The organism is Serratia sp. AR11, assembly GCF_056376275.1.
Map to the genome: position 1 here is coordinate 3,219,359 of NZ_CM150739.1, position 14,135 is coordinate 3,233,493.

Here is a 14,135-nt window from a genome sequence, read left to right on the forward strand (position 1 = left end):
ATAACTGTCACTATTATAGTTAATGTACTCCGTGCTTAACTTGACGCCAAGCTTTCGATAGAAAAATTACCGCTATACTGAAGAGGCCATTTTATGTACAACCCAAGGAGGCGCCATGCTGGGTCTTGATGCACTGGAACTTGCCAGAATACAGTTCGCCTTCACCGTTTCTTTCCATATTATTTTCCCTGCAATTACCATCGGTCTGGCCAGTTATCTGGCGGTGCTGGAAGGGTTGTGGCTGAAAACGCGAAATGAAACCTACCGCGATCTCTATCATTTCTGGTCAAAAATCTTCGCCGTCAACTTCGGCATGGGCGTGGTATCCGGCCTGGTGATGGCCTATCAGTTCGGCACCAACTGGAGCTTTTTCTCCGAGTTTGCCGGCAGTATCACCGGCCCGTTGCTGACCTATGAAGTGCTGACCGCCTTCTTCCTGGAGGCCGGTTTCCTCGGGGTAATGCTGTTCGGCTGGAACCGCGTCGGCCCTGGCCTGCACTTCTTCGCTACCTGCATGGTGGCGCTGGGGACGCTGATTTCCACCTTCTGGATCCTGGCGTCCAACAGCTGGATGCAGACCCCACAGGGCCACGAAATCATTAACGGCCAGGTGGTACCGGTCGACTGGCTCAAAGTGATTTTCAACCCGTCATTCCCGTACCGGCTGTTGCACATGTCGACCGCCGCCTTCCTGTCCTCGGCGTTCTTTGTCAGTGCCTCCGCCGCCTGGCATTTGCTGCGCGGACGTGACACTCCGGCGATGCGCAAAATGCTGTCGATGGCAATGTGGATGGCGCTGATTGTCGCGCCGATACAGGCGATGATCGGCGATGCGCACGGCCTGAATACGCTGAAATATCAGCCGGCAAAAATCGCAGCCATCGAAGGCCACTGGGAAAACCCGCCGGGTGAAGCCACCCCGCTGATCCTGTTCGGCTGGCCGGATATGCAGCGTGAGGAAACCCGCTTCAAGCTTGAAGTGCCGTATCTCGGTAGCCTGATCCTGACCCACAGCCTGACCGAGCAGGTACCGGCGCTGAAATCCTTCCCGCCGGAGGACCGCCCGAACTCCACCGTTGTGTTCTGGTCGTTCCGCATCATGGTGGCGCTGGGCATGCTGATGATCCTCGCCGGGGTCTGGAGCCTGTGGCTGCGCTGGCGCGGCGGGTTGTATCAGTCCCGGCCGTTCCTCTACTTCATTTTGTGGATGGGGCCTTCCGGGCTGCTAGCCCTGCTGGCGGGTTGGTTCACTACCGAGATTGGGCGTCAGCCGTGGGTGGTGTATGGCCTGCTGCGCACCAAGGATGCGGTCTCCGCGCACGGCGACCTGCACATGAGCATCAGCCTGCTGGCGTTTATCATCGTCTACTGTTCGGTGTTCGGCGTGGGCTACTCCTACATGATGCGGCTGATCCGCAAAGGGCCGCAGCAGCATGAAGTGCATGAAGATGACACCGAAGGCCGACCGGCACGTCCGCTGTCTGCGGTGAAAGAAACTCTGGATGACAGGAGCTGAGCATGGGCATTGATCTTCCGCTGATTTGGTTTGTGATCATCGTGTTCAGCACCATGATGTACGTGGTAATGGACGGCTTTGATTTGGGTATCGGCATCCTGTTCCCCTGGGTTAAGGACAGCGGTGACCGTGATGTGATGATGAACACCGTCGCCCCGGTGTGGGACGGCAATGAAACCTGGCTGGTTCTGGGCGGAGCGGCGCTGTTTGGCGCCTTCCCATTGGCTTACGCGGTGATCCTCGACGCGCTGGCCATTCCGCTGACCCTGATGTTGTTTGGCCTGATCTTCCGCGGCGTGGCCTTTGAGTTTCGCTTTAAGGCCACGGCGGAAAAACGTCACATCTGGGATAAGGCGTTTATCTGGGGATCAGTGTTCGCCACCTTCAGCCAGGGGGTGGTGGTGGGTGCCATCATCAAGGGTTTCCCGGTCAACGGCCGCACCTATGCCGGTGGTGCCCTCGACTGGCTGACCCCGTTCGCGCTGTTTTGCGGGTTGGGGCTGGTGGTGACCTATGCGTTGCTCGGCTGCACCTGGCTGGTGATGAAAACCGCCGGTGACCTGCAGGCGCGGATGTACCGGCTGACAATGCCACTGTTGGCTACCCTGCTGCTGGTGTTGGCGGTAGTCAGTATCTGGACGCCGATTGCTCACCCGGAGATCGCCACCCGCTGGTTCTCACTGCCGAATCTGTTTGTGCTGCTGCCGGTGCCGATCCTGGTGCTGCTCAGCGCCTGGGGCATTGGGCATGGGGTGAAAAATGCGGCGCACTACTCGCCGTTCTTGCTCACCCTGCTGCTGGTGTTCCTTGGCCTGAGCGGGTTGGGCATCAGCATTTGGCCGCTGTTGATCCCCCCTTCCATCACTCTGTGGCAAGCCGCTGCGCCGCCACAAAGCCTGGGCTTTATGCTGGTTGGCGCGCTGTTTATCATTCCTATTATTTTGGTTTACACCTTCTGGAGCTACTACGTGTTCCGCGGCAAGGTCAGCCATGAACAGGGTTATCACTGATGAGGGAAGAAACTATGCAGGATAAAACCGCACCTGTACCGGCCCCCTGGTGGAAACGCGTCGGCTGGCTGGTCGTGATCTGGAGCGCCAGCGTGCTGGGGCTGTTCGCGGTCGCTTCGCTGTTCCGCCTGTTGATGAATGCAGCGGGCATGAGATCGCATTAATCCAGGCGCTGTCTGGCAAGCGTGGGCAGTAAAATGCCCACGCTAATAACTAAACCGGTTTACGCCCCATAGCGCTGAGAAAACGCTGTTGCAGACGCAGCAACTCCCCCAGTTCCAATACCCGATAGTCGATGCCAAAGCGAGGTGCCACCTCGGCAATGATACGGCTTAATGCCGGGTAATGGCGGTGGCTCCAGTGCGGGAACAGATGGTGGGTCAGGTGCAGATTTGCCCCGCCCAACCAATAGCCCAGCCAGCGCGGCCGCGGGAACCAGTCAAAGGTGGTGGCAAACACATGGTGGTACCAGCCGTGCGCTAACGGCCCCTGCGTCGGTGCCTGATAAAATTGCGCCTTGGCCCAGTGGGTGCCGATAATCAACATTACGAACAGCAGTGACGACAACATCTGGCTTAGCAGATAAACCAGCAGGATCTGCCCGACACCGATTGCCGGCGGCAGCAGATAACACGGGATCGCCAGCGCCAACAGCAAATGCGCCGCTTTGCCCGCCAGAAAAATACTCCAACCACGCAGGCCCTGTTGCGCCATCCGCGCCCTGACCCGGGTTCGCCCTGCCCGGTCAAGCCAGTCGAACAGCCAGATGTAATACGGAAAGGTCATCGCCGCCACCAGCGGCCAGTAAAAGCGCTGCGCACGCATAAAGGGCCGCCAACGCTGGAACGGCGTCTGCCGCAGCACCCCATTGGCGTCGATATCGGGATCGTAATGCTCGATGTTGTTGTGGGCATGATGAAAAATAACGTGCCGCACCCGCCAGCAATCGGGATCTAACCCGAGCGGGATACTCACCAGACAATTCAGCCAGCGGTTGGCCCAGGGCTGCCTGAAAAATGCGTTGTGCGACGCGTCGTGCACCACGTTGACCGTGAGGAACATGCCGATGAAAATGAACCCGAAGTAGCAGGCAAAAAAGCCCCAGAGGCTCTGCTGCAGCAGGCTCAACCCATAACAAAGCGCGCATAGCGCCAGCAGGAAAAGCACCTTCGCCAGCATGCCGCCGTCGGCAAAACGATGGTCGCGATTGTCGGCCAGATAACCCTGCGCGGCCTGCATCAGCGCACGATGCAGCCCGGTGTCATCCGGCTTGAAAGCCAACGGCCGTAACGGCTTCATGGCTGCCCCATCCGACGTAAGAAATGCTGTTGCTGCGCCAGCAGTTCGCGGTAGCCAATGCAGCGGTATTCCATACCGTGTTGCGCCGCCAACTGCGCCACTATGGCGGCCAGCGCCGGATAATGGCGATGATTCCAGCCGGGAAACAGATGATGGGTCAGATGATAATTCAGCCCGCCGGTCAGGTGCTGCAACCCACGCGGCGAAGTCTGCCAGTCACAGGCGGTAGCGAAATTATGGCGATACCAGCCATGTGGCATGCTTTCGCCCTCCGGCACCGGGTAAAATTCGGCCTGCGCCCAATGGGTTCCCAGCAATAGAAACACCACCAACAACGAGGCACACATCTGGCTGAGCGCATAGGCCAGCAGCACCCACGGCCAGCCGATACCGTTCTGCTGGCACAGCACCAGGGGGATTGCCAGCACCAACAACAGATGGCCAATCTTGCACAGGATAAACACCGCCCAGCCGCTGCGGCCCGGTAAAATGTTCTTTTCATGCAGCGGGGTTTTCCCCAGGCGATCCGACCAGTCAAATATCCAGGCGATATAGGGCAAGGAGAGTGCGGCAATCAACGGCCAGTACAGGTGCTGATAACGCATATGTTTGCGCCAGCGCTGGAACGGCGTCTGGCGGAAAAAACCATTCTCTTCGGTATCCAGATCGTAGTGTTCGACGTTGGCATAAACGTGGTGATATTCCACATGCCGCACCCGCCAATAATCCGGGTCTACCCCCAGCGGCAGCGTCACCAGCCGCCCCGCCAATCGGTTGGCCCAAGGGGCGCGTAGAAAAGCATTATGCGAAGCATCGTGGTTCACATTCACGTTGAGTAACATGCCCATCATCACGAACAAAAAATAGCAGGCCAAAAATGCCCAAACCTGCTGCTGCATCAGACTCAGCGCATAAAAGCCCACGCACAGCGCCAACAACAGCGCCGCCTTTGCCAGCCGCCAACCGTCGGCATAGCGATGGTCACCGGCCAGATAGGCATGAGCCGCCCGTTTGAGATCGCGATGAAACGCCTGCTCACCGTCGGCGGGAAACTTCAGTGGTGCCAGTGTGTCAGCCATGGGGTTCCTCCACCGGCTTAAGAGCGCGCACGCGGCCCCAGCCCAGCGCCACGCAAACCCCGTGCAATGTGATCAAGACCATCGCGAGATGCCAATAAAGTTGCGACCAGCCGAGGTAACCAATAAACAGCAGCGAAAGGCTCAGCGTAATCATCAACCAGGCGACAACCGCCCAGCGACGCCCTTCGGTCATGCCGCCCAGCGCCACCGAACCCAACGCCAACAACATCAACAGCGCCATTTGCGGCCAGCTGATATCGCTGTAGCCATAGCCGTACTGGTAAACATAGCCAATCACCAGCGCAAACAGCAGCATCGCGCCGCTGAACACGCTAAGCGCCGAGTAGCGGAATCGGCCGTTGCTCGCCCTGGGCCGCCAACGCAGGCGAAAGTAACGCAAGAATGGCAGATTGCTGGCCCAGAACGGATTGGCGGAAGGTTTATCGCCGCTAACGCCATACACAAACGGCGTTTCCGGCAGGCTCGGACAAAAAGTGCCGAACAGTTTGTCCCAAAAAATAAAACTGCCGCCAAAGTTCTGGTTCGAATAGGCCATATCTTTAACGTGATGCACCCGATGGTGCGCTGGCGTAACAAGAATATGCTCCAGCCAGCCGAGCTTGGGGGTCAGCGCATTATGGTTAAACAGCTGGATGCTGTAATGCAGGATCGAGACCGTGACAAACACCGACAGCGGCACGCCCAGCAACGCCAACAATAAAAAGAACGGGATCGAGGTCAACGACGAATACCAAGAATTGCGCACCCCCAGCGACAGATTGAAATGCTCACCCTGATGATGCACCACATGTACCGCCCACAGCACGCGCAGGTGATGATGCAAGCGATGCAACCAGTAAAAGCCGAAGTCCCACGCCAGCAGGGCAAACAGCCACATCAGCACCGGTGGCCAACTGCTCAGCAGATCCAGGCTGAAGTGCGCCGCCACATAGCCGTAGCAGGTGATTTCCAGCCCGCGGAACAACCACAGCATGATATGGCCGGAGTTGAGATTGAACACCAGATCGTGCCAGTTGACCTGCTGGCGCTGTGCATACTGCAGCACCAGCGCCTCGCCAATCACCACAAACAGCATGAACAGGATCGGCATCGCCAGTTCGCTCATCCTATCTCTCCTTTGGTGGCATTACGCCGCCAACTTTGTTTGCGCTGAACCAACCAGCCGGCCAAAAATGCCAGCAACGCCCCACTGACCAGATCGACCAGCAGATGGCGGCGCAGTTGCAAAATGGAAAAGGCAATCGCCAGCGCCCACAGTATCAACAGCGCGGTTCTCACTTTTCGCTGTCGGCAGCTCAGTGCCCATACCGCCAGCACCGTCAGCGCCATATGGAGTGAGGGCAGGCAGTTTTGCAGCGAATCTACCTGGGTCAGCACCGCCAGCAGTTTTGAACTTACGCCTACCCCGCTGTCCGGCGGGTAAGCCATAGTGGTCGGCCACAACAGGTAAACCGCCCCGGCCCCCAATGCCGTCAGCTGCATCGCGGCACGCAACCATCGAACCCGCGGGATCGGTGCCAACAAGTAGCCCAACGGAATAATGATAAAGAAAGACAGGTACAGCCAAATGGCCGTCGGACTAAAGGGGATCCAACGGTCAATCGCCGAAGGGGGAAGCAGCGTGCCCACGCCCTGCAGGCGATCGGTACTGCTATAAATCACCCCAACGAATCCCCAACCCAACAGCATTTGCCACAGCCGGTACGGTAGCGTTTTCATCATGCCGCCACCTGCCGGGTAATCCGTCTTCTCTTGCGGTCAAACTGCGGCATCACCGCCTGCACGCTCAGTTGCCATTCCAGCCCAGCGCTGTCGATACCATGGCGTTCAAACAAGGCAGACAGCTGCAGCCGGCAGTGCGCCAGTTCTGCTTCGCTACAGTCGGCAATCAGTTGCAACTGCCGCTCGCCGCTCTGGATTAGCCGGTAATCGCTGGTCAGCGGCAGCGCATTGGCGATCGCCCGGCTGCATAAATCGGCAAACACCAGTTGAGGCAGGCCAAGGGCATCCGGCAACATCAGTTGATCGTCCCGTCGCCCTTCAATACGGGCAATCGCCATCGACGCCTGCCCACAGGGGCATGGCTCCGTCTGCCTGACCAGCACGTCATCCAGCCGATAGCGTACGATCGGTTGGGTGCTGCGGGTGAAGTCGGTGATTAACGGCGTAAAGCGCTGATCATCAATCCATTGGGGTTCTATATGCAAAAACTCTTCGTTCAGGTGCAGAGTCCCGTGCGCGCAGGTGGCCGCCAGGAAGCCTTCGGTGGCCTGATAGACCTCACCCACCGCCGGAAACACCTGCGCCAACAGCCGTCGGTCTTGCTCTTCCAACACTTCGGCTACCGAAATCACCTTTTTGACCTCGAGCCGAATCTGGTTGGCCAGCACCGCCAGCGCCAGCGCCCGCAGTACCTGAGCCGGCGCGACAATAATGGTGGGCGCCTGTTGCTCCAGCCGTGCCAACTGCGCGGTAAAGGGGGCGAAAAGATCGTAAAACTCCAGGCTCAGCCAGCGGTTGTTGACGCTGTGATACAGGTTATTGTCCGCCCGCAGAAACAGCGCCACACGCTCGCCGGCAAACAGGCCGTCCGGCAGCATTTTCGCCAGCATGCCACCGGCCCAAAGGCTTTGTTCATCCGGGCTGACGACAAAAATACCGCGCTGTCCGGAAGTCCCCGACGACAGGCCCACGCTGTATTTACCGATTTTCGGGCTGAAATCTCGCTGCTGCTCGCTGCGCCGCGCGCAGGCCAGCAGTTGATCGCGCTGCAGCCCGGCGGTGTTCATTTGATCAAACTGCGCCATCATCAGCGCCTTGTCCATCAGCGGCCAGGTGGCAATATCTTGCCGGTTGAAACGCCTGAAATAAGGACTCTTCGCCAGCACCCGGCGCGCAAAACTCTTTAACCGTTTGGCCTGGTATGCCTCCAGCGCCTGGCGGTCGGCAAAAGTTAAGCGTCGGGTGCGAAAGTAATGCCACAGCGTCATCAGCGGGATCATAAATCCCCCTCATGACAGAGTAAAATATTCGCGTTGCCGCTCGCCCATAGCTGATTCAGTCGCTCCAGCGTGCGGTAGTAAGCCTTGGCGTCGTCCATCACCAGATTGGCCAAGCGTGAAGGCCCGCGCAATTGCTGATAGCTCAGCGGTGACCAGGCCGCGTCGCTGGCCAGCAGCGTCCAGCCACCGTCGGTGAGAATAAACGCGCCAATATGCCCGGCCGCATGCCCCGGCAAATCAACCAGCAGGATCTGCCCTTCACTGCCCGGCAGCGCATAGCCGCGATCAAAGGGTGCCAGCAGCGCAGGCAGGCTGACCTGTTGGAAACCCTCGATAAACTGCAGGCCACTCTCAAAATCATCAGGGATCAAACCGGGGATAAAGGCGCGTTTTAATGCCGCGAAGCCCCGTAAGGTACGAGTTTGCCGCCAGCCTTCGCCAGAGCAGATAAAATCGAGATGTTTGAAATCACGCAGCCCGGCAATATGGTCGGCGTGAAAGTGCGAAATAATCAGCGCCTGAATATCATTAGCGGCGTAACCGGCAGACAGCAACTGCTGGCTCAGTGACTCACGGGGGTCGAAATACACCGGCGTCATTTGGCGGTAAATGCGGAAAATGCCGGACTGCGTCTGCTGCTGGAAATAGTGCGCATAGCCGGTATCCCACAGCCAACGGCGATCCCCCACTTCAAGCAAATAAGCACGGGCCGGGAACTTGCACACCCGGAATCCCGCACCACGCAACGCCATGCAGCCGATATGGGTACAGTACCCCACCTCAAAAACAGTGACCTTAGCCATGGAGCTGCTCTCCTTGCCGTTTAAGCCACTCGCCGGTGATGCGGATCCCCTCTTCCATCGAATAGCGTGGCCGATAGCCCAACTGTTCCACGGCAAGGGTTTGGCTCAGCGTCATATCGAAATGCACCGCCGCCACGCTATAGCGCGTCAGCATGGGTTCTTTGCCGGTAAAACGGGCCAGCAACTCCAGCCCGCCCGCCAGAGCATACAGCAAGGAATAAGGCACCGCCTGCAACCGGTAGCGCAGCCCCAATTGCTGACGCAGCAGCGAATCCAGCATCTCCGCCAGCCGCTGCGGCTGGTGATTAGTGATGTTGTAGGCCGCGCCGGATGGCAACCCGTGCTGGCGGCTGGCCAGATCCATCGCATGCACCACGTTAAGTACAAAGGTCAGATCCAATACCGCTTTGCCACCGCCAGGCAACCGTAGCACCCCGCGATCGCGATCCAACTGTTGCAGCACCCGCGGTACAATCACCCGGTCGTGTGGGCCGAACAGCCCTCTGGGCCGTAGAATAATATAGGTCGTTTGCGGGTAACTCGGTACCAGTGCCTGCAACCGCTGCTCGGCGGCATATTTGCTGGCGGCGTAATGGTTGGCGAAACGCCTGGCGCGATAGCCTTCGTCAATATTCTGGTGCGGCCGAAAATCGAAATAGATTGCCGGCGTGGAGATGTGAACAAAACGCCGGACGCCACAGTCCCCTGCCGCCTGCGCCAGTTTTTCGGTCGCGGCCTCGTTGGCCTGATAGAACTCGCTTTTGCTGCCCCAGGGTGAAGATTTTGCTGCGCAGTGCCAGACCCAATCACAGTTGGCCATCAGTTGACGGCACTGCTCCACCGTGGCCTGCGCCAAATCCAGCGGGCTGAACTCGGCACCCAACTCACGCAGTTCCTGACCGGCGTGACTGTCACGACCGGTGGCATGCACCTGATGACCCGCTTCCAACAGCCACTGTGCCGCGTTACGCCCCAGCCCACTGGTGGCCCCGGTGACCAACACCCTCATGGCAGCAGCACCATGCCGGCCAGCGACAGCCCGGCTGCGGTGCCGATCAGCATCACCGGCTTACCTGGGTTAAATCGCCCGCCGGTAACCGCAGCGTGTAACGCCGTGGGGATAGATGCCGCCACCTGATTGCCGTGATAGCGATAAATATCCACCAGCACTTCAGGGGGAACATGCAGCCGCTTGCGCATATGTTCGAGCGACAGGTGACTTGCCTGATGCGGCACCACCGTCGCGATCTGCGCCAGTGTCAGGCCACTGGCTGCCAGCAAACGAGCAAGATAATCTTCGATCAGTGCCGACGCCTGGCGGAACAGCTGTTTGCCCTGCATATGGAACAGGAAATCGCTGTTAGTCATGCCGGCGCGCGGGTTGCGCCGCGTCCCCCCGGCACGTATCTCGCACAGCTCGCTACCTTCAGGATAGGTCTCCACCAGGCTGGCCAAAATACCGCTGCTGCCGTCGCCACGCTCGACGATGGCGCAGGCCGCGCCATCGCCAAAAATCAGCGAGGACTCTTCATGCTCCCAGTCAATACCGCGAGAAGCCAAATCGGCTGAGACAATAGCAATTCGCCGGTAGGTACCGGCATTCAGCAGCCCGGCGGCCACCTGCAGGGCGGAGATAAAACTGACACAGCTGCTGTTGATATCGAAACCGGCAGTGCCCGGTGCCAGTCCGGCCACCTTAAGAATATGCGCCGCCGTGCAAGGCAGGGCCTGTACTGAAATCGCCGACGCGGAAATCAGCAGATCTATCGACTGCGCGTCGATCCCGTAACGGTTTAAGGCATCCTGCAATGCGGCGACGGCCAGTTCAGCCTGGCTGGCATCATCGCTGGCGTGAAAACGGTAGCTGATACCGGAGCGTTTCTCGACGTAGCCTGTCGGCTTGCACAGCAGGCTATCGAGCGCGGAGGAGTCGACTCGGTTGGGTGGCAGTGCTGCCCCCGTGGCGATGACTTTCAACGGCAGCAACGTGGGTGAACATGATTGTGTTGTCATTATTATTGTTAACTAACCTGCATATCCATAAAGCGATCTCCCGGCGCTATCCTGTGACAGCACCGAGCCATCCCCGGTTTTAAATCCCAAAGTGCCCGCAAAACTGGGCTATTGATTGTTGTTATGCACTGCAAACAGCCGGCGGCCGCCGACAATTAATTGTAACAATACTGAGATAGCAAGTTTACGGCAAGGAAGCAAAAATGCGCAAATCGGCAGGCATTATCTGGCGGTACGATGAGGGAAATAAAAGGAGATCACCAATGTGACCAACGGCAGTGCGCCAATCTTCAACAGTTCAAACACCTGCCTGATGGATTCATTTTGATCCCAATACGCGTGGGCAACAAAAACGCCCACGCTGATAACGAAGATACCGCACAATACCTGTCGCGCCAGACGAAGACGTTCCATTTCGTCAAACACCAACACTTGTTCCTGATAAAGTCCATTGGCTTCTGCCAGTATTTTCGTCTCTTCAGCCTTCATGGAAAAATCCCCACGACCTGCCCCACCGCCTCCAAATCCTGGCCGTTCCCTCGCACGATACCCAGGGATGAACCATCTTGTTTCACCCACTGTTTATCAGCAATGGCAATCAACGCGAAAGCCATCTTGATCACCTCGGTTTTCTCCATTCCATGCCGCTTGGCAATATCATTCAGATCGTCGTCAATTTTATTTGATAACCGAATTGGCAAACTACGCATACCCCACCTCCTGTGGCTGTCAGTTAGTGGAGAAAAGCTTACTTCACCAGCGATCATTGTTCAATTAGTGAACTGCGTAACGCTTCGCAAATTCAGCAGGTTGCGCGAAATAAACGTCTCATCGAACTGGCAAATATGAAAAGTCAGCCTATTGCTGCCAGATATTAAAGAAGATCGGATTTTACAGCCCACAGACTTTCGAACTTTTGCACCCAACCTGCACTATACTGCCCCTTGCATCGTCAATGATTGACGGACGACGCCAATGGCCGGCCTGTTGCCGGCCTTTGTTTTTTTCGAGGAGAAGCAATGCAAAAATCTCACAACCACCGCAAGCACCTGACCCGTACCGAGGTCACCCGCCTGCTGCAACAGGCCGCCGCCGGACGAGCGCCCGAGCGAGACAGCTGCCTGATCTGGATGGGTTTCATTCACGGCTGCCGCGTTAGTGAGCTTAACGGCCTGCGCATGGCGGACCTGGATATGGAAAGCGGTTGCGTCTATATGAACCGCCTTAAAAACGGGCTATCCACCATCCATCCGCTGGAAACCACCGAGAAAAATCTACTGACCCGCTGGCTGGAAAAACGCCGGTCCTGTCGCAATCTGGAGGATGAAGAGTGGCTGTTTCTGTCGCAGAAAGGCTACCGGTTGTCACGCCAGCGCATTTATCGCATGTTGCAGGCTTACGGTAAGCAGGCCGGACTTGATGTGGACGCCCATCCGCACATGTTGCGCCATGCCTGTGGCTATGCGCTGGCAGATAATGGCGCCGATACCCGGGTGATACAGGACTATCTGGGACACCGTAATATTCAGCATACGGTGCTGTACACCGCGGCCAATGCCGGACGATTTAAACACCTGTGGAAGGAGGAAAAAGAGGAGGAAAATGTAACATTTTGAGTCAAACTGACAACTAAACTAGGAATATCCTGAAAAAAAGTCAATGTTTGTTTTGTGGTTTTTTTATTCTTGCCTATAACTCTATCAATATCAACACAATAAACCCATCCCTCACTAACGCCTTCACATGACTATTCTCATCAATTCCAGACTTTCCGTCACACTCGGTCGATTTCTTTTCTCTCCCTGAATCATTAATGAATAATTAAGCAGCATCACTCACCAATTTAAACACCATCCATGGTGTTATCTCCCATACATCACTCCAAACCAATCAACCAGAAGAACTATCTGCCTAATGTGACAGTTTGACTCAAAATGTTGCGTTTGCATCGCTATGGCAACACGAGCGTCGACTAAAAAAAGGACAACTCAATCAATGAGTTAAATGGACATTGTGCAAGAATGCACTCCTCAAGGAATCGTATTTATGAAAAAGACTCTGATCGCGGCCGCCCTGGCCACAACCACAATATTCTCTGTCTCTTCCGCCTTTGCCGCCGACGGCACCCTAAACTTTACCGGTGATATCAAAGACACCACCTGCGTGGTAGATCTGGGGGGAACTACCAGCTTAAGTATCCCAATGGGTACTTTTAACAAAACCGCCTTTAGCGGCGGTTCAGGCACCGTCTCAAACGCCACCAAATTTTCAATCAAGTTAAAAACCTGCCCGGCGGCCTACACCAAGGCCACCATAGAGTTCGATGGCACGGCCGACAGCAACAATAACCAGGTGCTGGCACTCACCGCCGGTACTGTCACGGATCCGACCGCTACCGGCGTCGGTATCCAGATCAGCGACAAGAGCGGTAGCGTACTGCCGCTGAAAACAGAATCCGCCAGCTATGACCTGATTGCAGGTACTTCTACGGCTGACAATGTCAACTCACTGGACTTCACCGCTCGCTATATCGCCACCGCAACGGCGGTAACCTCAGGCAAGGCCAACGCCACCGCCAGTTTCATCGTCAAATACAACTGATGAACCACCCCCGGTAACGCTCGCCACACGCAGTACCGGTGTTCGGGCGGCGTAAACCCGCCGCCCTTTTCTGGGAGAAAGCGCATGAAGTATTGGCTCACCGCCCTGTGTGGCGGCGTGATGATGGCCAGCAGCCTGGCTGAGGCCGGCGTGGTGATTGGCGCCACCCGTCTGGTGTATGACGGAGATAAAAAAGAGAGCACCCTGAGCGTCAGTAATCCCGACACCTTGGCCTATCTGATCCAGTCCTGGGTTGACCCACAGGAAGGCAGCAGCGAAAAAGCCCCATTCATCCTGACGCCACCGCTGTTTCGCCTGGACGGCGGGCTGCAAAACGTACTGCGTGTAGTGCGCGTAGGGGGCACGTTGCCCGAAGACCGCGAATCACTGTACTGGCTGAACGTCAAATCCATCCCGTCGGCATCCCGCCAGGACAACACCCTGCAAATCGCCGTCAAAACCCGCATCAAACTGCTTTATCGTCCCGCAGCCCTGAACGGGCAAAGCCCCGAAGCGGTCAGCGGACAACTGACCTGGCGACAGGCCGGCACAACGCTGACCGTAAACAACCCCACGCCCTTCTATATGAATTTTCAGAGCGTGACGATCAACGGATTGGAAGTTCAAGACGCTACCTATGTAGCTCCGCGTAGCACTGCCACCTTCAATCTGCCGGCCACCGCACGCGGCAAAGCGGTTATCTGGCGGCTGATTACTGACTACGGCGGCATCGGCGCCCCACAACAGGGTCCATTAATGCAGTGACGACCGGGCGGTGCGCCGCTACGACA

The 14,135-nt window shown here is 57.1% G+C and carries 16 protein-coding genes; 6 read left to right on the plus strand and 10 right to left on the minus strand.

The annotated features are described in order from the left end of the window. Positions 1 to 115 precede the first annotated feature (115 nt). From ACSOSI_RS15210 to ACSOSI_RS15220, 3 genes are read left to right on the plus strand one after another with little or no spacing between them, the layout of a single operon-like run. A complete protein-coding gene (locus ACSOSI_RS15210) occupies positions 116 to 1,516 on the plus strand; it encodes a cytochrome ubiquinol oxidase subunit I (protein ID WP_037419213.1) in 1,401 nt (466 codons plus the stop codon). A gap of 2 nt (positions 1,517 to 1,518) precedes the next feature. After that, complete coding sequence (gene cydB, locus ACSOSI_RS15215; protein WP_476705706.1) at positions 1,519 to 2,526, plus strand: cytochrome d ubiquinol oxidase subunit II; 1,008 nt, start codon at positions 1,519 to 1,521, stop codon at positions 2,524 to 2,526. A 14-nt stretch (positions 2,527 to 2,540) separates the two neighbouring features. Continuing rightward, positions 2,541 to 2,690: a DUF2474 domain-containing protein gene (locus ACSOSI_RS15220; RefSeq protein ID WP_071593056.1), complete on the plus strand. Its 150-nt coding sequence runs from the start codon at positions 2,541 to 2,543 to the stop codon at positions 2,688 to 2,690. A gap of 49 nt (positions 2,691 to 2,739) precedes the next feature. Here ACSOSI_RS15220 and ACSOSI_RS15225 read toward each other — a convergent pair whose 3' ends face one another. The 10 genes from ACSOSI_RS15225 to ACSOSI_RS15270 form a co-directional block, all read right to left on the minus strand. After that, a complete protein-coding gene (locus ACSOSI_RS15225; RefSeq protein WP_476705707.1) occupies positions 2,740 to 3,825 on the minus strand; it encodes a fatty acid desaturase family protein in 1,086 nt (361 codons plus the stop codon). Further along, on the minus strand, positions 3,822 to 4,904 hold the full coding sequence (locus ACSOSI_RS15230; protein WP_476705708.1) for a fatty acid desaturase family protein: 1,083 nt from the start codon (positions 4,902 to 4,904) through the stop codon (positions 3,822 to 3,824). Before ACSOSI_RS15230 ends, ACSOSI_RS15225 begins: the two co-directional genes overlap by 4 nt. After that, positions 4,897 to 6,030 carry a sterol desaturase family protein gene (locus ACSOSI_RS15235; RefSeq protein ID WP_476705709.1) on the minus strand — a complete coding sequence of 378 codons (1,134 nt, stop codon included), beginning with the start codon at positions 6,028 to 6,030 and terminating at the stop codon, positions 4,897 to 4,899. The genes ACSOSI_RS15230 and ACSOSI_RS15235 overlap by 8 nt, the downstream gene beginning before the upstream one ends. Then, positions 6,027 to 6,644, minus strand: a complete 618-nt coding sequence (locus ACSOSI_RS15240; protein WP_476707275.1) for a phosphatase PAP2 family protein — start codon at positions 6,642 to 6,644, stop codon at positions 6,027 to 6,029. The genes ACSOSI_RS15235 and ACSOSI_RS15240 overlap by 4 nt, the downstream gene beginning before the upstream one ends. Next, positions 6,644 to 7,927, minus strand: a complete 1,284-nt coding sequence (locus tag ACSOSI_RS15245) for a F390 synthetase-related protein (protein WP_476705710.1) — start codon at positions 7,925 to 7,927, stop codon at positions 6,644 to 6,646. Before ACSOSI_RS15245 ends, ACSOSI_RS15240 begins: the two co-directional genes overlap by 1 nt. Next, on the minus strand, positions 7,924 to 8,730 hold the full coding sequence (locus ACSOSI_RS15250) for an MBL fold metallo-hydrolase (protein WP_261128537.1): 807 nt from the start codon (positions 8,728 to 8,730) through the stop codon (positions 7,924 to 7,926). The genes ACSOSI_RS15245 and ACSOSI_RS15250 overlap by 4 nt, the downstream gene beginning before the upstream one ends. Next, on the minus strand, positions 8,723 to 9,739 hold the full coding sequence (locus ACSOSI_RS15255) for an NAD-dependent epimerase/dehydratase family protein (protein ID WP_476705711.1): 1,017 nt from the start codon (positions 9,737 to 9,739) through the stop codon (positions 8,723 to 8,725). The genes ACSOSI_RS15250 and ACSOSI_RS15255 overlap by 8 nt, the downstream gene beginning before the upstream one ends. Further along, on the minus strand, positions 9,736 to 10,743 hold the full coding sequence (locus ACSOSI_RS15260) for a 3-oxoacyl-[acyl-carrier-protein] synthase III C-terminal domain-containing protein (RefSeq protein WP_261408823.1): 1,008 nt from the start codon (positions 10,741 to 10,743) through the stop codon (positions 9,736 to 9,738). Before ACSOSI_RS15260 ends, ACSOSI_RS15255 begins: the two co-directional genes overlap by 4 nt. A 222-nt stretch (positions 10,744 to 10,965) precedes the next feature. Next, on the minus strand, positions 10,966 to 11,232 hold the full coding sequence (locus tag ACSOSI_RS15265) for a hypothetical protein (protein ID WP_012145593.1): 267 nt from the start codon (positions 11,230 to 11,232) through the stop codon (positions 10,966 to 10,968). Further along, positions 11,229 to 11,453, minus strand: coding sequence for a hypothetical protein (locus ACSOSI_RS15270; RefSeq protein ID WP_017893154.1), 225 nt, complete (start codon positions 11,451 to 11,453; stop codon positions 11,229 to 11,231). Before ACSOSI_RS15270 ends, ACSOSI_RS15265 begins: the two co-directional genes overlap by 4 nt. A gap of 309 nt (positions 11,454 to 11,762) precedes the next feature. On the opposite strand from ACSOSI_RS15270, the gene ACSOSI_RS15275 reads away from it, so the two are divergent. The 3 genes from ACSOSI_RS15275 to ACSOSI_RS15285 all read left to right on the plus strand — a co-directional run bounded on the left by ACSOSI_RS15275 (position 11,763) and on the right by ACSOSI_RS15285 (position 14,109). Next, positions 11,763 to 12,359, plus strand: coding sequence for a tyrosine-type DNA invertase (locus ACSOSI_RS15275; RefSeq protein ID WP_476705712.1), 597 nt, complete (start codon positions 11,763 to 11,765; stop codon positions 12,357 to 12,359). Between the two features lie 430 nt (positions 12,360 to 12,789). Further along, entirely contained in the window at positions 12,790 to 13,344 is a 555-nt protein-coding gene (locus tag ACSOSI_RS15280; RefSeq protein WP_476705713.1) for a fimbrial protein, read from the plus strand. Between the two features lie 84 nt (positions 13,345 to 13,428). Next, the gene (locus ACSOSI_RS15285; protein ID WP_476705714.1) at positions 13,429 to 14,109 is read left to right on the plus strand and encodes a fimbria/pilus periplasmic chaperone; all 681 of its coding nucleotides are present in this window, start codon (positions 13,429 to 13,431) and stop codon (positions 14,107 to 14,109) included. The last annotated feature ends 26 nt before the right edge of the window (positions 14,110 to 14,135 follow it).